The organism is Saccharothrix sp. 6-C (assembly GCF_016695385.1).
In the GTDB taxonomy this organism is placed as follows: Bacteria; Actinomycetota; Actinomycetes; order Mycobacteriales; family Pseudonocardiaceae; genus Actinosynnema; species Actinosynnema texasense.
Genome location: NZ_CP064192.1, coordinates 3,212,445 through 3,229,926, shown reverse-complemented (window position 1 = coordinate 3,229,926; position 17,482 = coordinate 3,212,445). Strand labels below are relative to the sequence as shown.

At 73.1% G+C, this 17,482-nt stretch carries 11 protein-coding genes; 8 read left to right on the top strand and 3 right to left on the bottom strand.

The window, feature by feature from the left end:
* The first annotated feature begins 118 nt into the window (after positions 1 to 118).
* The 8 genes from IOD16_RS13985 to IOD16_RS13950 all read left to right on the top strand — a co-directional run bounded on the left by IOD16_RS13985 (position 119) and on the right by IOD16_RS13950 (position 13,135).
* Complete coding sequence (locus IOD16_RS13985; protein ID WP_201440394.1) at positions 119 to 775, top strand: GNAT family N-acetyltransferase; 657 nt, start codon at positions 119 to 121, stop codon at positions 773 to 775.
* 416 nt (positions 776 to 1,191) lie between these two features.
* Complete coding sequence (locus tag IOD16_RS13980) at positions 1,192 to 6,657, top strand: ATP-binding protein (RefSeq protein ID WP_201440393.1); 5,466 nt, start codon at positions 1,192 to 1,194, stop codon at positions 6,655 to 6,657.
* A gap of 169 nt (positions 6,658 to 6,826) precedes the next feature.
* Positions 6,827 to 7,960 carry a glycoside hydrolase family 43 protein gene (locus tag IOD16_RS13975; protein WP_201440392.1) on the top strand — a complete coding sequence of 378 codons (1,134 nt, stop codon included), beginning with the start codon at positions 6,827 to 6,829 and terminating at the stop codon, positions 7,958 to 7,960.
* 104 nt (positions 7,961 to 8,064) lie between these two features.
* Positions 8,065 to 8,580, top strand: coding sequence for a mycothiol transferase (locus tag IOD16_RS13970; RefSeq protein WP_201441357.1), 516 nt, complete (start codon positions 8,065 to 8,067; stop codon positions 8,578 to 8,580).
* Between the two features lie 234 nt (positions 8,581 to 8,814).
* Entirely contained in the window at positions 8,815 to 9,975 is a 1,161-nt protein-coding gene (locus IOD16_RS13965) for a type III PLP-dependent enzyme (protein ID WP_201440391.1), read from the top strand.
* A 43-nt stretch (positions 9,976 to 10,018) separates the two neighbouring features.
* Entirely contained in the window at positions 10,019 to 11,089 is a 1,071-nt protein-coding gene (locus IOD16_RS13960) for a fatty acid desaturase family protein (protein ID WP_123741854.1), read from the top strand.
* Entirely contained in the window at positions 11,076 to 12,413 is a 1,338-nt protein-coding gene (locus IOD16_RS13955; protein WP_123741855.1) for an O-acetylhomoserine aminocarboxypropyltransferase/cysteine synthase family protein, read from the top strand. Before IOD16_RS13960 ends, IOD16_RS13955 begins: the two co-directional genes overlap by 14 nt.
* Positions 12,410 to 13,135, top strand: a complete 726-nt coding sequence (locus IOD16_RS13950) for a gamma-glutamyl-gamma-aminobutyrate hydrolase family protein (protein ID WP_201440390.1) — start codon at positions 12,410 to 12,412, stop codon at positions 13,133 to 13,135. The genes IOD16_RS13955 and IOD16_RS13950 overlap by 4 nt, the downstream gene beginning before the upstream one ends.
* A 38-nt stretch (positions 13,136 to 13,173) precedes the next feature.
* Here the strand turns inward: IOD16_RS13950 and IOD16_RS13945 are convergent, their stop codons facing one another.
* The 3 genes from IOD16_RS13945 to IOD16_RS13935 are packed head-to-tail and all read right to left on the bottom strand — an operon-like array spanning position 13,174 to position 17,345.
* On the bottom strand, positions 13,174 to 13,968 hold the full coding sequence (locus tag IOD16_RS13945) for a class I SAM-dependent methyltransferase (protein WP_201440389.1): 795 nt from the start codon (positions 13,966 to 13,968) through the stop codon (positions 13,174 to 13,176).
* Between the two features lie 6 nt (positions 13,969 to 13,974).
* On the bottom strand, positions 13,975 to 16,299 hold the full coding sequence (gene metX, locus IOD16_RS13940) for a homoserine O-acetyltransferase MetX (RefSeq protein ID WP_201440388.1): 2,325 nt from the start codon (positions 16,297 to 16,299) through the stop codon (positions 13,975 to 13,977).
* Positions 16,296 to 17,345: a GNAT family N-acetyltransferase gene (locus tag IOD16_RS13935; RefSeq protein ID WP_201440387.1), complete on the bottom strand. Its 1,050-nt coding sequence runs from the start codon at positions 17,343 to 17,345 to the stop codon at positions 16,296 to 16,298. Before IOD16_RS13935 ends, metX begins: the two co-directional genes overlap by 4 nt.
* Between the last annotated feature and the right edge of the window lie 137 nt (positions 17,346 to 17,482).

Below are 17,482 nucleotides of genomic sequence, written 5' to 3'. Positions count from 1 at the left end.
CTGCCTCCCGAGCCGCTGACGTGGTGAGCACAGCGTGCGGCGGTCGCGGGCCCTACCGGTCCCAGGTTCGGCCGGTTGCGGAAGCCGAACGTCCGCAACCGCCGTTACCGTGCCGCGCATGACCGACGACACCCCACCGCGCGCGCCGGCGGCCGGCGCCGCGGGCCCGATCACCGAGGAGCAGGTCCGGGTCGTCCCCGCCAACGAGGCGTCGTGGGACGACCTGCGGGACGTCTTCGGCGCCTCCGAACCCGGTCAGTGCCGGTGCCAGCGGTTGAAGGTCGTCGGCTGGTTCTGGCGCGACACCACCCAGGAGGAGCGCACCGCGATGCTGCGCGAGCAGACCGGGTGCGACACCCCGGACGCGCGGGTCACCAGCGGTCTGGTGGCCTACGTCGACGGCGAGCCGGCGGGCTGGGTCGCGGTGGAGCCGCGCACGGCCTACCCGAAGCTGCGCACGTCCCGCATCCCGTGGAAGGGGCGCGAGGAGGACAAGGACGACGGCACGACGTGGGCGGTGACCTGCTTCGTGGTCCGCAAGGGCTTCCGGGGCCGCGGCCTGACCTACCTGCTGGCCCGTGCGGCGGTCGGCTTCGCCCGTGACCGCGGCGCCCGCGCGCTGGAGGCCTACCCGATGATCACCGAGCCGGGCCGGGACGTGATCTGGGGCGAGATGCGCGTCGGCGCGCGCCAGGTGTTCGAGGAGGCCGGGTTCACGCAGGTCAGCCACCCGACCCTGCGCCGGGTCGTCATGCGGTTCGACTTCGAGCGGTGAAGTCCGGGCGCCGGCGCGGCCTCGGGTCGACGGCCGCGGTTCCTCGCCGGAAATCGATCGGGTGATCTCCCGGAAAGAAACACTGGCGATCATCACCGGCCCGCGCCAATTCCATTGGCCCGCGACTTCGACGAGCACCGCTCACCATCCGGTGACCGCGAAACCCCGGATCTTCTCCGGGGTATGGTTTTCGCGGTGGGCGCGGCGCGGATTCGAACCGCGGTCGTGGTGAACGCGCTGCTAGAGGCACCTGTGACCGTGACGGCGACCTTCCCCCGTCGCGGACGGACCGGCCTGTTGGCCGTAGTCTTCCGAGGCCGACCCCGGCACAGCGCGGGTCGGCTCAGGAGAGCATGGACGCGACCTGAACCAGCACCACGGGCTCGAGGCACGCACAGAAGGGAATGACCGGTCGGATGTTCCGCCGTATCGCGATCGTCAACCGAGGAGAGGCCGCGATGCGGCTCATCCACGCGGCCCGGGAATTGGCCGAGGAGACAGGCACGGCGATCGAGACGATCGCCCTGCACACCGACGTGGACCGCGGCGCGGCGTTCGTCCACGAGGCCGACGTCGCCTACGACCTCGGGCCCGCGTCCAACCGCCCCTACCTCGACCTGAAGGTGCTCAAGACAGCCCTGGTGGAGACCGGCGCCGACGCGGCCTGGCCGGGCTGGGGCTTCGTCGCCGAGGACCCGGCGTTCGCCGCGCTCTGCGACGAGATCGGGGTCGCCTTCGTCGGCCCGAGCGCCGACGCCATGCGCAGGCTCGGTGACAAGATCGGCGCCAAGCTGCTCGCCGAGGAGGTCGGCGTCCCGGTCGCGCCGTGGAGCCGGGGCCCGGTGGAGTCGCTGGACGCGGCCCTCGCCGCCGCCGAGGGGATCGGCTACCCGCTGATGCTGAAGGCCACGGCCGGCGGCGGCGGGCGCGGCATCCGGGTGGTCACCAGCGGGGCCGACCTGACCGACGCCTACGAGCGCACCAGCCAGGAGGCCGCGCGGGCCTTCGGCAGCGGTGTCGTCTTCCTCGAACGCCTGGTCACCGGCGCCCGGCACGTCGAGGTGCAGGTCATCGCGGACGGCCAGGGCACCGCGTGGGCGCTGGGTGTGCGCGACTGCTCCGTCCAGCGGCGCAACCAGAAGATCATCGAGGAGTCGGCGTCACCGGTGCTCGGCGCCGACCAGGCCGCCGACCTCAAGGCCTCCGCCGAGCGGCTGGCCAACGCGGTCGGTTACCGGGGCGCGGCCACCGTGGAGTTCCTCTACCACCCCGGCGACCGGGCGTTCGCCTTCCTGGAGGTCAACACCCGGTTGCAGGTCGAGCACCCGATCACCGAGTCGACCACCGGGTTCGACCTGGTCAAGGCCCAGTTGTGGGTGGCGGCGGGCAACCGGCTGGAGGGCGCGGCGCCGGTCGAGCGCGGCCACGCCGTCGAGGCCCGGCTCAACGCCGAGGACCCCGACCGGGACTTCGCGCCGTCGCCGGGGCGCATCGCCCGCCTCTCCCTGCCCTCCGGGCCCGGCATCCGGGTCGACACCGGGGTCAGGGAGGGCGACACCATCCCGGCCGACTTCGACTCCATGATCGCCAAGATCATCGCCCACGGCCGCGACCGGACCGAGGCGCTGGGCAGGCTGCGCCGGGCCATGGCCGACACCACGGTGGTCATCGACGGCGGCGCGACCAACAAGAGCTTCGTGCTCGACCTGCTCGACCAGCCCGAGGTCCTCGACGGCAGCGCGGACACCGGCTGGATCGACCGGGTCCGCGGCGAGGGCGGGCTCGTCGCGCAGCGCCACGCCGCCGTGGCCGTCGCCACCGCGGCCATCCAGGCCTACGAGGAGGAAGAGGGCGCCGAGCAGCAGCGGCTGCTGTCCACCGCGTTCGGCGGCCGGCCGCAGGTGCGGCACGAGTACGGCCGCAGCCTGGACTTCAAGCTGCGGGGCGTCACCTACCGGGTCCGGGTGACCCGGGTCGGCGCGCAGCGGTTCCGGGTCGGCATCGAGGCCGGCGCCGAGGCCCGCACCGCCGATGTCGAGCTGGACCGGATCGACCTGCACACCGGGCAGATCCGGGTCAACGGGACCCGGCACCGCCTGCTCATCGGCACCACGGGGCCGGTGGTGCTGATCGAGGTGGACGGCGTCGCGCACCGGGTCAGCCGGGACGAGGGCGGCGTGCTCCGCTCCCCCGCGCCCGCGCTCGTCGTGGCCACCCCGGTCGGGGTCGGCGACGAGGTGGAGGCCGGCGCGCCGGTGCTCGTGCTGGAGAGCATGAAGATGGAGACGGTGCTGCGCGCGCCGTTCCGCGCCCGCGTGAAGGAATGCGCGGTGGCCGTCAACAGCCAGGTGGCCAGTGGCGCCCCGCTGCTGCGGCTGGAACCCCTCGGTGACGACGACGTCGCCGACGCCGCGGCCGACCAGCCGGTCGAGCTCGACCTGGCCCCGCTCCCGGCCGCCTCCCTGACCGACCGCGTCGACCGCGGCCTGCAGGAGCTGCGCGGGCAGCTGCTCGGCTTCGACGTGGACCCGCACGACGACGCGAAGGTGCTGCGGGACTACCTCGACGCGCGACGGGAGGCCACCGAGGCGGGCCGGCGACCGTTGACCGGGGAAGTCGCCCTGCTCACGGCCTTCGCCGACCTGGCCGAGCTGAGCCGCAACCGCCCCGCCGGCGAGGACGCGGGCGGCGGTCACGTGCACAGCGCCCGCGAGTTCTTCCACACCTACCTGCAGAGCCTGGACGTGGACCGCTCCGGCCTGCCGGAGCGCTTCCAGCGCAGGCTCGCCAAGGCCCTCGCCCACTACGGCGTCACCAGCCTGGACCGCACGCCGGAGCTGGAAGCCGCCGTGTTCCGGATCTTCCTCGCTTTGCAGCGGGCCACCGCGGACGCGGGGGTCGTGGCGGCGATCCTGCGGTCCTGGCTGAACGAGGCGCCGCCGGACGACGCGCTGCGCGACACCGTCGGGCTCGCCCTGGAGCATGTGGTCTCGGCCACCCAGGTCCGGTTCCCCGCGGTCGCCGACCTCGCGCGCGGCGTCGTGTTCGCCTGGCTCGGCCAGCCGCTGCTGCGCCGCAACCGGGCCCGCGCCTACGCCGAGGTCCGCAAGCACGTGCGGTACCTGACCGAGCACCCGGACGCGGCGGACCGCGACGAGCGGGTCGCCCGGATGGTGCGGACCACCGAGCCGCTCGTGCGGCTGTTCAGCCAGTACCTGGAGCGCAGCCCGCTCGACGACGCGCTGATGCTGGAGGTGCTGACCCGCCGGTACTACGGCAACAACCGCCTGGTCGACATCCGGACCGACACGATCGCGGGCCGCACCTTCGTGATCGCCGAGCGCACCGACTTCACCGTGGTGTCCACCGCGACCGGCCACGACGACCTCGGCGACGCGCTGCGCAGCCTCGGCACCCTGGCGGCCCGGACCGGCACCACGGAGGCCGACGTCTACCTGGCGTGGCGCGACCAGCCGGAGGACGCCGCCGAACTGGCCGCCGCGCTGGCCGCCGTGGTCGGCGCGCACCCGCTGCCCGAGCAGGTCCGCAGGCTCACGCTCACCGTGGCGGGGCGCGGCGGCGCGGTCGTGCACCAGCACGTCACGTTCCGCCCGGCCGAGTCCGGGGTGGCCGACGCCGGGATGGTCGAGGACCGGCTGATCCGGGGCCTGCACCCCTACATCGCCCAGCGGATGCAGCTGGAGCGGCTGCGCGAGTTCGACCTCACGCGGCAGCCGTCCTCCGACGAGGACGTGTACCTGTTCCACTGCGTCGCCCGGGACAACCGCGCCGACGAGCGGATCGTGGCGTTCAGCCAGATCCGGGACCTGGTGGCCCTGCGCGACCACGACGGCCGCCTCGCGGCGCTGCCGACCGCGGAGAACACGCTGGCCACCTGCCTGGACTCGATCCGGCGCGCCCAGTCGCTGCGGCCGTCCTCCGCGCGGTTCAACACCAACCGCATCGTGGTCTACGTCTGGCCCGCCAGCGACATCACCCGCGACGAGCTGGAGATGCTGGCGAAGCGGATCCTGCCCACCACGGCGGGCGCGGGCCTCGAGGAGATCGAGTTCATCCTGCGGCAGCGGCGCGAGTCCGGCGAGCTGGCGCGGGTCGCGCTGCGGATCTCCTTCGACGCCACCGGCACCCCGGCGCTCACCATCGGCGAGCCCTCCGACGCGCCGATCCCGCCGCTGGACGGCTACCGGCAGAAGGTGCTGCGCGCGAGCAGCCGCAACACCGCGTACCCGTACGAGATCACCGGCATGATCGGCGAGTTCACCGAGTACGACCTGGACGAGAACCACGCGCTGGCGCCGGTGGACCGGCCCAAGGGGCGCAACACCGCGGCCATGGTCGCGGGCGTGGTCCGCACCCCGACCGAGCGGCACCCGCAGGGCGTCACGCGCGTCGTGCTGCTCGGCGACCCGACCGACTCCCTCGGCGCGCTGTCCGAGCCGGAGTGCCGCCGGGTGATCGCCGCGCTGGACCTGGCCGAGCGGCTGCGGGTGCCGGTGGAGTGGTACGCGTTGTCCGCCGGCGCCCGGATCTCCATGGAGTCCGGCACCGAGAACATGGACTGGGTGGCGGCCGCGCTCAAGCGGATCGTCGAGTTCACCCAGGGCGGCGGCGAGATCAACGTGGTGGTCGCGGGCATCAACGTCGGCGCCCAGCCGTACTGGAACGCCGAGGCCACCATGCTCATGCACACCAAGGGCGTCCTGGTCATGACGCCCGACTCGGCCATGGTGCTCACCGGCAAGCAGTCGCTGGACTACTCCGGCGGCGTGTCCGCCGAGGACAACTTCGGCATCGGCGGCTACGACCGGGTCATGGGCCCCAACGGGCAGGCGCAGTACTGGGCGCCGGACCTGCCCTCGGCCCGGGACCTGCTGATGGCCTACTACGACCACACCTACGTCGAGCCCGGCGAGGACGGGCCGCGCCGGGTGGCGACGACCGACCCGCACGACCGCGACGTGACCGGCTACCCGCACCAGGCGGCGGGCAGCGACTTCACCACGGTCGGGCAGATCTTCTCCGCGCAGGACAACCCGGACCGCAAGAAGCCGTTCGACATCCGGGTCGTCATGCGCGCGCTGTCCGACCAGGACCGGCCGGTGCTGGAGCGGTGGGCGGGCATGGCCGACGCCGAGACGGCGGTCGTGCAGGACGTGCACCTGGGCGGCATCCCGGTCAGCCTGGTGGGGATCGAGTCCCGCCCGGTGGAGCGGCGCGGTTTCCCGCCCACCGACGGCCCGGACACCTACACCGCGGGCACGTTGTTCCCGAGGTCGTCCAAGAAGGTGGCGCGGGCGATCAACGCGGCCAGCGGCAACCGGCCGGTCGTGGTGCTGGCGAACCTGTCCGGGTTCGACGGCTCGCCCGAGTCGATGCGCAAGCTCCAGCTGGAGTACGGCGCGGAGATCGGCCGGGCGGTGGTGAACTTCCGCGGTCCGATCGTGTTCTGCGTGATCTCCCGGTACCACGGCGGCGCGTTCGTGGTGTTCTCCAAGGCGCTCAACCCGAACATGACCGTGCTCGCGGTGGAGGGCTCGTTCGCCTCCGTGCTCGGTGGCGCGCCGGCCGCCGCCGTGGTGTTCACGCGGGAGGTCGCGGCCCGCACCTCGGCCGACGCCCGGGTCCGCGACCTGGAGGCCCGCAGCGCGGCCGCGACCGGCGCCGACCGGGCCGCGCTGACGGCCGAGCTGGACGAGCTGCGGGCCGCGGTCCGGACGGAGAAGCAGGGCGAGATCGCGCGCGAGTTCGACCGCATCCACAGCATCGGGCGCGCGGTCGAGGTCGGTTCGGTCGACGCCGTGGTCCCGGCCGTCGAGCTCCGGCCGCGGATCATCCAGGCCCTGGAGTCACGGCCGGCGTAGCGGGGACGACGGAGCGGGGGCGGCGCCACGGCGCCGCCCCCGCGTCACGTCCCGGCCCGTCCGCGCGACGTCCCTTCCCGGCGGACGGTCGTCGTACTAGCCTCGATCTGCGAGAGCGCTCTCACGCACGTGCCCGAAGTCGGCGTCCGAAGCACCGCCAAGGAGCCCCATGCGCGTCTCCTCCAGCACCCGAGGACCATCCCCGACCCGGACCCGGCGGCTCACGGCCGCCGCGACCTCCCTCGTCACCGCCCTCGCGCTCGTCCTCGCCGGGCCGCCGGCCTCCGCCGGCGAACCCGCCGCGGCCGAGGACTGCCAGTTCTCGACGCTGGGGCGGACCGGCCTGCGCGCCGCCGACCCGAGCGTGATCCGCGTCGGCGGCACCTACGTCTCGGCGCAGGTGGGCGGTGGCGGCATCCAGGTCCGCCAGGCGTCGTCACCGGACGCGCTGGCCGCCGCGCCCGCACGCCTCGTCTGGCGCGACGCGCGCAACCTGGGCTCGGTGTGGGCGCCCGAGATCGTCCGCGACAGCGGCCGGTACTACATCTACTTCACGGCGGGCAACGACGCGGCGCACCGCATGTACGCGATCAGCTCCACCTCGCCGGACACCGGCTACACCGGCGAGGTCCGGCTCGCCCTGCCGGATGACCGGTGGGCCATCGACGGGGTGCCGGTGACGTTCAACGGCCTGCGCTACTTCGTCTGGTCCGGCTGGGAGTGCACCACCAACGTCGAGCAGAACCTCTACATCACCCGCATGGCCGACCCGCTCACGCCGGTCGGCGGCCGCTACGTCATCTCGCAGCCGCGCGAGCCGTGGGAGCGGGTGGTCGGCAACCCGTTCATCAACGAGGCGCCCGAGGTCATCAAGGACCCCAACGGCCAGTTGCACGTGGTGTACTCGGCCAACGGCAGCTGGAGCGAGCAGTACTGCCTGGCGGACCTGCGATTGCGCGTCGGCGGCGACCCCACCCACGTGTGGGACTGGTACAAGTCCAACGGGTGCCTGTTCGGCTCGAACCGGGCGACCATGATGACCGGCTGGGACCCCACCCTGTACGTCAACGGTCCCGGCCACCACTCGTTCGTCCTGCTCGACGGCGACATCGCGACCAGTCCGCCGGCCGGCCCGAGGTTCCCGCTGATGTACCACGCGGTGCCCAAGGGGACGCCCTACCACTGGGACAACCGGTACTGGTACACCGGCACGTTCGCCTGGTGGGGCAACACGACCTACCGGCGGGCCAACGTCCCGGGCGCCACCTCGGACACCGGCTGGGGCTTGAAGTTCTTCGAGTGACCGCACCCCGGTCGTGCCCCGGCGCCACCGCCCGGCCCGCGCGGATCGCGGCCGGGCGGTAGCGTGCTCCGGTGCAGGACAGCGACGGACGGGAGGCGGCGCTCATGGCCGAGGTCACCGCGGTGGACGTGTTGGCGGACGGGTTCGAGCGGGTCCGGGAGTCCGTGGAGCGCGTGCTGGACGGCCTCACCGGACCTCAGCTGACCCACCGGGTGGGCGGCTCCGCCAACTCGATCGCCTGGCTGGTCTGGCACCTGACCCGGGTGCAGGACGACCACGTGGCCGAGGTCGCGGGCGCCGAGCAGGTCTGGACCTCCGAGGGCTGGGTGGAGCGCTTCGACCTGTCGCTGCCGGCCGGTGACACCGGCTACGGCCACGGCCGCGAGCAGGTCGCCGCCGTCGACGCGCCCGCCGACCTGCTGCGCGACTACCACCGGGCGGTGCACGAGCGCACCGAGGCCTACCTGAAGGGCTTGACCGGCCAGGACCTGACCAGGGTCGTGGACGAGTCGTGGGACCCGCCCGTGACGCTCGCCGTCAGGCTGCTCAGCGTGATCGAGGACGACCTCCAGCACGTCGGCCAGGCCGCCTTCGTGCGCGGGGTGCTGCCCCGGAGCTGACCGCCGGTCCGCACGGGCCCGCCGCCTCGCGGGCCGACACCCCTTGTCGACACCGGGGAATTCCACCCCGGCGGGTATTCCGAAGTCGTGGCGTCGGCATTCGTTGACACCGCGTCCGGCGCGTCGGCATGATGACCGCCAGTCACGACGGCGGTGTCAGCAGCCACGTTGCCGAGGTCGGACCACACGTCGCCGCCTGGGGTGGAAGGCTTCACATTGATCGACGACCGACCGGTGGACCATGCGCTCTACGCGGCGCACCGCGACTTCTTCGACGCCACCCGGCCCGAGACGCCGTGCCTGCTCCTCGACCTCGACGTGGTCTCCGCCCGGTACCGGGAACTGCGCGCCGGCCTGCCGGACGCCGCCGTGTACTACGCCGTGAAGGCCAACGCCGACCCGGACCTGTTGCGGCACCTGGTGGAACTCGGCTGTGGCTTCGACGTCGCCAGCGTCGGCGAGGTCGACGCCTGCCTCGCCGCGGGCGCCGACCCGGCGTCGATCTCGTTCGGCAACACGGTGAAGAAGGAGTCGGCGATCCGCTACGCGCACGAGCGCGGCATCCGGCTCTTCTCGGTCGACTCGGCGGCGGAGCTGGCGAAGATCGCGCGGGCCGCGCCCGGCGCGGAGGTCTGCTGCCGCTTCATCGTGCACACGACCGGCGCGCAGTGGCCGATCAGCCGGAAGTTCGGCTGCACCGAGGACGACGCGGTCGCGCTGCTGCGCGACGCGGTGTCGCTCGGGCTCACGCCGCGCGGCACCACCTTCCACGTCGGCTCCCAGCAGCGCGAGCCGGACAGCTGGGCGACCGGTGTCGCCACCGCCGCGCGCGTCGCGGCCAAGCTGGCCGCCGAGGGCGTCGAGCTGGACCTGCTCAACCTCGGCGGCGGGCTGCCGGTCCGCTACGAGGAGACCGTGCCCTCGCTGCAGACCTACTTCGCGGCCATCGACCGCGCCGTCACGGCGTCCTTCCCGACCCGGCCCGCGCTGATCGTCGAGCCGGGCAGGTACCTGCCCGGTGACGCCGGGATGATCCGGTCCGAGGTCGTGCTGGTGACCGAGCGGGAGAACGGACTGCGCTGGGTCTACCTCGACGTCGGCCGCTACAACGGCCTGGTCGAGACCGACGACGAGGCCATCGCCTTCCCCGTCGTCGCCGTCCGCGCGGACGGGGGGTTCGCCGACGAGGCGGCCCCCGCCGTGCTCGCGGGGCCGACGTGCGACAGCACCGACGTCCTGTACGAGCGCACACCGGTGTCCTTGCCGGTCGACCTGCGACCAGGCGACCACATCGACATCCTCGCGACCGGCGCCTACACCACGCCGTACGCGTCCGTCGGGTTCAACGGCTTCCCGCCGTTGCCCAGCCACTGCTTCGGCGCCACCGACCACTGAGACCGGTGCGCCGCGAGAGCCTCGCGTTGGAGAGGAGCCGCTGATGTCCGACGAGTACACCTGGGCGTTCGACGGGAAGCGCTACCGGATGTACCGCTTCCCGAAGGAAGTCGAGAGCGGCGTCAAGGAGCTCAACCGCAGCGACAACTGGCACGCGATGCTGGCCTGGTTGGAAGACCTCGTGTGGATGGCCTTCTGCACCTGGCTCTGCGTCGGCGTGTCCTACTGGTTCTACCCGTTGGCGGTGCTCGTGATCGGCGCCCGCCAGCGGGGGCTGTCGACCATCCTGCACGACTGCGCGCACGGCATCGGCGCGTCGAACCGCAAGGTGCAGATGTTCGTCGGCACGGTGCTCACCGCCTACCCGATCTTCCAGCAGCACTACGCGTACAAGATCTCCCACGTCTTCACGCACCACCCGAAGCTGGGCAACCCCGAGGGCGACCCGGACCTGAGGTTCTTCATCGAGCAGCGGGCCTACGAGATGTCCTCGCCGCGCGCGTACGTGCTCCGCACGGTCATCATGCCGTTGTTCGGCACGCAGACGTGGGCCTACCTGAAGTACTTGGTGCGCAACCGCTACCGGCTGCTCAAGCAGGGCCGCGTGCGGTCGGCGGACGCGCCGCAGACCCCGATCAGCAAGCGCAAGCGGGTGCTCGACCGCGTCGGTTTCTGGGCGTTCTGGGCGACCGTGGTGACGGTGTGCGTGTCGCAGGGCTGGGGGCTCGAACTGCTGCTGTTCTGGGTGGTGCCCTACCTGACCAGCTTCCAGATCCTGGGCTGGTACATCGAGCTGTCCGAGCACACCCCCCTGGTGCGGGACTCCAACGTGGACCTCTACATGACGCGCAACCGCAAGAGCCGCACGTGGGAGAAGTTCCTCACCGGCATCCACAACGACAACTACCACCTGGAGCACCACCTGGACCCGCGCACGCCGTTCTGGAACCTCGGCAAGGCACGCCAAGTGCGGCTGGCCGACCCGAACTACGCGGAGGTGGACCGCCAGTTGGGCGGGCTGTTCACCAAGGGACCGGAAGGGCAGCAGAGCGCCATCAGCGCCATCGTGGAGTCCATGACCTACAAGCCGGAGCAGCCGCATGTCGCCGCCTGAGCGGCCGAGGTCGGCCGGGAAGGTCTACCGGCGGGTGGAGTCGGGCGTCATGCACGGCGGCGCCGAGCTGCGCCTGGGCATCACCGACCCGGTGGTGACGCCCATCTTCCAGACCGCCGCGTACGAGCTGCCCGACGCGGCCACCGCCGCCGACATCTTCGACCTGCGCGTCGACGGCCACGCCTACACGCGGCTGAACAACCCGACGTGCGACGTGCTGGAGGCCAGGATCGCCGCGGTGGACGACGCCCCGGCGGCCCTGGCCGTCTCCTCCGGCCAGGCGGCGATCACCCTGGCGCTGCTCAACCTGTGCCAGGCGGGCGACAACCTGGTCAGCTCCAACGAGCTGTACGGCGGCACGTGGAACCTGCTGGCCAACACGTTCGCCAGGTTCGGCATCGAGACCCGGTTCGTCAGCCCGGACAAGCCGGAGAACTTCGCCGACGCCACCGACTCGCGGACCCGGTGCTACTTCGGCGAGACCCTGCCCAACCCGAAGCTGCGGCTGTTCCCGATCGAGGAGGTCGCCGCCATCGCCGAGGACGTCGGCGTGCCGCTGGTGCTGGACAACACCATGCTGCCGCTGGTGTGCCGCCCGCTGGAGTTCGGCGCGCACATCCTGGTCTACTCGGCGACGAAGTACATCGGCGGCCACGGCAGCGCGCTCGGCGGGCTGATCGTCGACTCCGACCGGTTCGACTGGGCGCGGCACGCCGACCGGCACCCGCTGCTCACCGCGCCGGACCCGGCGCACGGCAACGTGGTGTGGACCGAGGCGGGCGCGAACCTGGACAGCTCGCTCGGCCGCAGCCCGTACCTGCTCAAGGCCCGCGAGACGCTGATGCGCGACCTGGGGCCGTGCCTCAGCCCGTTCAACGCGTTCCTGCTGATCCAGGGCATCGAGACGCTGCCGCTGCGGATGCGGGCGCACGGCGAGAACGCCGAGGCGGTGGCGCGGTACCTGGCCGACCAGCCGTCGGTGGTCTCGGTGCGGCACCCGGGCCTCGGCGACGCGGAGGAGGTCGAGCGGCTGCGGCGCTACACCGGCGGCAACGGCGGTCCGCTGGTGCAGTTCGAGCTGGCGGGCGGGCTGACCGCGGGCACCCGGTTCATCGAGGCGCTGCGGATGATCTCGCACGTGACCAACATCGGCGACGTGCGGTCGATGGCCACCCACCCGGCGTCCACCACGCACGCCCAGCTGCCCGAGGCGGACCGGCTCGCCGCCGGCGTGTCACCGGGGTCGATCCGGCTGTCCATCGGCCTGGAGCACATCGACGACCTGATCACCGACCTGGCGGGCGCGCTGGCGGTGGCCGGGTGACCGGCAAACCGCTGGTCGCCCTCGCGGCGGCCGCGGAGCAGGTGGACGGCGTGCCGCACGTGGCGGTGCGCGAGGTGTACGTGCGGGCGCTGGAGCAGGTGTCCGGCTGCCACGTCGTGGTGGTCGGCGGCCCCGCCCCCGACCTGGCGCACCTGGTCGACCGGTTCGACGGCGTGGTGTTCGGCGGCCACCAGAGCAACGTGCTGCCCCGGTGGTACGGCGGCGAGCCGGGCTCGGGGCCGGCCGACGCCGACCGGGACGAGCTGGCGCTGAGCGTGATCCCCGCCGCGTTGCGCGCCGACGTCCCGGTCCTCGGCATCTGCCGGGGCCTGCAGGAGCTCAACGTCGCGCTGGGCGGGACGCTGCGGAACGTCCCGGGGCACACCGAGGACCTCTCGCTGCCCCGGGACGAGCAGTACCTGCCCGCGCACCCGGTGCGCCTGACCGAGGGCGGCGTCCTGCGGCGGCTGCTCGGCGAGCCCAGCGTCGAGGTCAACTCGTTGCACTACCAGGCGATCGACCGGCTCGCGCCCGGCTTGCGGGTCGAGGCGGTGGCGCCGGACGGGGTGGTGGAGGCGGCGTCGGCCGAGGGCGCGGCGTTCTGCCTCGCCGTGCAGTGGCATCCCGAGTGGTACGCGGCGACGGACCTGGTGTCGGTGGCGTTGTTCACCGGGTTCGGCGCCGCCGTCGCGGCCCGTGCGGCGCGGCGCGCGGTCATCTGACGGCCGCCGGCGCCCCGCGTGTTCCGGGGCCGGTGACGTCATGCCCCCGGCGGACCGCCTCCGGCCTCGGCCACGCACAGCAGCCGCGGTGAGAACAGCTCGTACGGCGTGCCGTCGTAACCGCCCAGCGCGCGCACCGGGGTCAGCCCGCCTGCCCGCAGCACGGCGAGCAGTTCGTGCAGGCTGTACATCCGGTAGTCGACCACCACGTGCTCCCGCCGCGCGCCGACCGGCCGGCACGTCCAGCGCAGGCGGCTCGTGCGCGGGTCGAACGCGTTCTGGTGCAGCACGACCTCGCCGTCGACCTCCTCGTAGTCCCGGATGACGAACCCGTCGCCCGGCGCGAACTCCGACGGGAAGAAGTTCCGGACGAACCAGTCCCGGTTGACGACGTCGACGAGCAGCCGCCCGCCGGGCCGCAGCACGCGCGCGACCGCGGCCACCGAGCGGACGTTGTCCTCGTCGCGGTCGAAGTAGCCGAAGCTGGTATACATGTTCACGGCCGCGTCGAACGACGCGGCCGGCAGGTCGGTGAGGTCGCGCATGTCGGCCCGCACCGCGTCCACGGTCACGCCGCGCTCCGCCGCGCGCCGCCGGGTGGCGTCCAGGTAGTCCTCGCTCAGGTCGACGCACGTGACCCGGTGCCCCCGGGCCGCGAGGGACACGGCGTGCCGCCCGGTGCCGCACGCGACGTCGAGGACGCGGGAGCCGGCCGCCAGGTCCAGCTCCCGCTCGATCAACGCCACCTGGCCGTCCGTGACGCCCGCCGCCTGCTCGTGCAGTCGGCGCAGGCCGCGGTCGCGGTCGAACGCCGTCGCCCACCAACCCGCCACGGCGCGTCAGCCCGCGTCGTCCGCGCTGCGCACGACCGACTCCTGGCCCAGGACCTCCGCGACCCGACGCAGGTACGGCGGCACGCGCAGCAGGAACGCGTCGTGCCCGCGGTCGGTCGTGTGGTCCTGGTGGTGCTCGGCGGGCAGGCCGCGGGCGGCGAGGTTCGCCTGGATGTAGCGGGCGTGGTCAGGCCCGTAGAGGCGGTCGGAGTCGAAGCTGAACAGGTGCACCCCGGGCCTGCGGCGGAACGGCGCGACCGGCCGGTCGTCGGCGAACGCGTCGAAGCTGTCCATCGCGTTCATCAGGCACAGGTAGCTGTTCGCGTCGAACCGGCCGACCAGGCTCGCCGCCTGGTGCTCCAGGTAGCCCTCGACGGCGAACGGCCCGGTGGTCACCGAAGGGCTCGTGCCGTTCGCGGCGCGCGGCTCGCGGCCGAACTTGCGGGCCAGCATGCCCTCGGACACGTACGTGAGGTGGCCGATCATGCGCGCCGTGCCGAGGCCGGCCGCCGGTCCGCCGCCCGGCGGGTACCGGCCCTCCCGGAACTCCGGGTCGGACCGGATGGCGGTCCTGGCGACGGCGTTCCAGGCGAGGTTCTCCGCGGTGTGCCTGGCCGTGCCGGCGACGATCAGGAAGTCGTCGGCGTCGTCCGGGGCGCGCAGCAGCCATTCGAGGACCTGCATGCCGCCCAGCGAACCGCCGATCACCGCGCGCAGCCGGCCGAGGCCGAGCTCGGCCACGAGCGCGCGGTGCACCGTGACCATGTCGGTGATGCCGATCAGCGGGAAGTCCGGTCCCCACGGCCCGCCGTCCGGCCCCGGCGAGGTCGGGCCGGTGGTGCCGGAGCAGCCGGCGAGCACGTTGGCGCACACCACGAAGTGCCGGTCGGTGTCGACCGGGCAGCCCGGCCCGACCATGTCCCGCCACCACCCGGGCCGGTCGTCCGGGTGGTGGGCGGCCGGGTGCGAGTCGCCGGTCAGCGCGTGGCAGACGAAGATCGCGTTCGACCGGTCCTCGTTCAGCTCGCCGTAGGTCTCGTACGCCACCGTGACGGGTGCGAGCGTCCGACCCGACTCCAGCTCCAGCGGGTCGGTCCGGTCGAACAGCACCACCGTCCGCACGTGGCCGTCCTCGACGGGCGGGCGCGGCACGGCGCGGGACCTCCGCGCGCCCACCACCAGGGCGGCGAGCAGCAGCCCGCTGAGCGCGCCGATGACCAGGAACGACACCCGGCCGGTCAGCTCGTACAGCGCCACGCCCAGCAGCGGTCCGAGGATGTTGCCGATGTCGGACACCAGGCCGAACAACCCGAACGCCTTGCCCTGCCTGGTCATGGCCGACCGCAGCTCGACGACGCCCCGGCGCGCGGTCAGGTACAGCGCGGCCTGGCCGACCATCAGCACGACGAAGCACGCCGCCACCGGCCACACCTCGGCGCTCGCGTACAGCCCGGCCGTGCCGACGGCCGCGAACGCCAGGCCGACCACGGCCATCGCCACCAGTCCGAGCCGGCTCGCGTAGCGGCCGAGCAGCCAGCTCACGACCCCGAACGCGGCCAGCCCGATGGCGAACACCAGCGAGATCGCGCCACGCGCCGACTCCGCGCCGTCGGCGCTGAGGTACAGCGGCAGCACGGGTTCCAGCGCCGAGTAGGTGAGGTTGGTGAACAGGTCGAGCGCGCCGAGCGCCAGCACCCAGGTCCACCACCGGCCGCCGGTCGCCGCCGTGCCGGCCGCGGTGTCGTCCGCCTGCTCCTCGTCGACCGGCGCCGGCACGTCGCGCGGCACGGCCCACCGCAGCCCGAAGGCGGTCACCGCGGTCACCGCCGCGCCGAACAGGAACAACGCGTCCAGGCCGAACGGCGCCGCGATCCCGGCCGCCAGCGGGCCGAGCAGGAAGCCCGCCACCGCGAAGGTCCCGAAGTTGCCCATCATCCGGCTGGTCGGCAGGTCGTAACGGCGGCACAGCGCGGCCATGCCCGCGTACAGGGCCGGTGTCACCAGGCCTTCGCCGACGCCCCAGAGGGCGCGCCCGGCGAGCAGCGTCGCGGGGTCGCGGGCGATCGCCGTGACCACGATGCCCGCCGCCGCGATGAGCAGCGCCACGCACCCGACGTCACCGGGCCGCCACCGGTCCACCCACATGCCGCCGAACGGCTGGGCCGCCGCCTTCGCGCCCGCGAAGACCGCGAAGGTCAACGCGACGACGGTCGGGTTCGCGCCCGCCCGCTCCTCCAGGTCCGGTACGAACGGGATGAGCAGCGTGTAGGAGGCGTTGACGCTCAGCAGCGCGCCGAACAGCAGCGCGGCGCGGCTCCGACCGGGGCTCATCCACTGCCCTCGACGTAGGCCGCGATCACGCGGTGCATCCCGGCCAGGGCCTCGGCCAGGGCGGGCGTCGGGTCCGGCGAGTACACCAGTGCCCACAGGTCGGTGCCGACGAGCCCGTGCCGCTCCTTGAACCGGTAGTTGTCCCGGCCCCACTCGATCCGCCGGAACCCGCCGGCGTAGGCCCATTCGGTGCAGCGGTACATCATCGCCACGTACGTGCTCAGCTCGGTGAGGCCCGAGTAGTCGACGCCGCCGCACAGGAACGTGACCTCGGCGTCCTGCCGGAAGCCGAAGAACACCCCGGCGACCCGGTCCTCCACCCGTGCGACGACGAGCAGCGCGCCCGGCGTGCGCAGCAGGGCGTGCAGGGTGTCCTCGTCGTACAACGCGGGCCAGCCGTGCTCGTCGGTGGTGCCGACGACCAGCGGCAGGGCCGCCGGCACGAACCCGTGCGCCTCCGGCCCGTCGACCACGTCGATCCGCAGCCCGCGCTCGCCCGCGCGCCGCAGCCGCCTCTGCACGTCCATGCGGAGCTTCCGGGGCAACCGGCCGAGGTGGTCGTCGAAGTCGCCGGACAGGTCCGAGCTGTACGTCCGGTCGAGCAGGACCCGGCCGACCGGTGGCCCGACCGCGTCCACCCACGTGGCGGCGGCGGTGTCGGTGAGGTTCGGCGCGATCAGCAGGTCCGCCTCGCCGGCGTCGATCCACTCCATCGCCGTGGCGTGGGCGCCGCGGGCCAGGGCGGCCGGGAACGCGTCGCGCTTGGTGTACATGGAGTACGTGGAGCCCGCGAAGACGTGGCGGCTCCCGAGCTGCTGCTGACCGGCCTGGGTGACGTACCCGTGCCAGAAGGGCGAGCTGCTCAGCGCGTAGAGCGGCAGCACCTGCCCCTCGGCGCTCACGTAGCCGTGCCGCGCCCGGCCCTCGATGCCGGTCGTCTCCCACATGCGCAGCCACCCGGGCGAGTCGTACAGGCACCCGGCCACGACCCGCTCGGGCACCTCGTCGAGCAGCGACCACTCCGTCTCGGTCCTCGTGGTCGTCATGCCCCGGTCCTCCGCCCGGCCCGCGATGAGACCGCGTCGTTCCGCCGTAACGTCACCCCACGCAAATGTTCCCCCATGCGCCGCGTTGTTCGTCCGTGCACCAGGTGCTGAACCGGTCACGCGGTCGTTCGGTGGCA

What these genes read in the sequence shown, in the direction of transcription:
- IOD16_RS13980 (WP_201440393.1), top strand. Translation starts at nt 1,192, where the DNA reads ATGTTCCGCCGTATCGCGATCGTCAACCGAGGAGAGGCCGCGATGCGG.
- IOD16_RS13960 (WP_123741854.1), top strand. Translation starts at nt 10,019, where the DNA reads ATGTCCGACGAGTACACCTGGGCGTTCGACGGGAAGCGCTACCGGATG.
- IOD16_RS13975 (WP_201440392.1), top strand. Translation starts at nt 6,827, where the DNA reads ATGCGCGTCTCCTCCAGCACCCGAGGACCATCCCCGACCCGGACCCGG.
- IOD16_RS13970 (WP_201441357.1), top strand. Translation starts at nt 8,065, where the DNA reads ATGGCCGAGGTCACCGCGGTGGACGTGTTGGCGGACGGGTTCGAGCGG.
- metX (WP_201440388.1), bottom strand. Translation starts at nt 16,299, where the DNA reads ATGAGCCCCGGTCGGAGCCGCGCCGCGCTGCTGTTCGGCGCGCTGCTG.
- IOD16_RS13955 (WP_123741855.1), top strand. Translation starts at nt 11,076, where the DNA reads ATGTCGCCGCCTGAGCGGCCGAGGTCGGCCGGGAAGGTCTACCGGCGG.
- IOD16_RS13985 (WP_201440394.1), top strand. Translation starts at nt 119, where the DNA reads ATGACCGACGACACCCCACCGCGCGCGCCGGCGGCCGGCGCCGCGGGC.
- IOD16_RS13935 (WP_201440387.1), bottom strand. Translation starts at nt 17,345, where the DNA reads ATGACGACCACGAGGACCGAGACGGAGTGGTCGCTGCTCGACGAGGTG.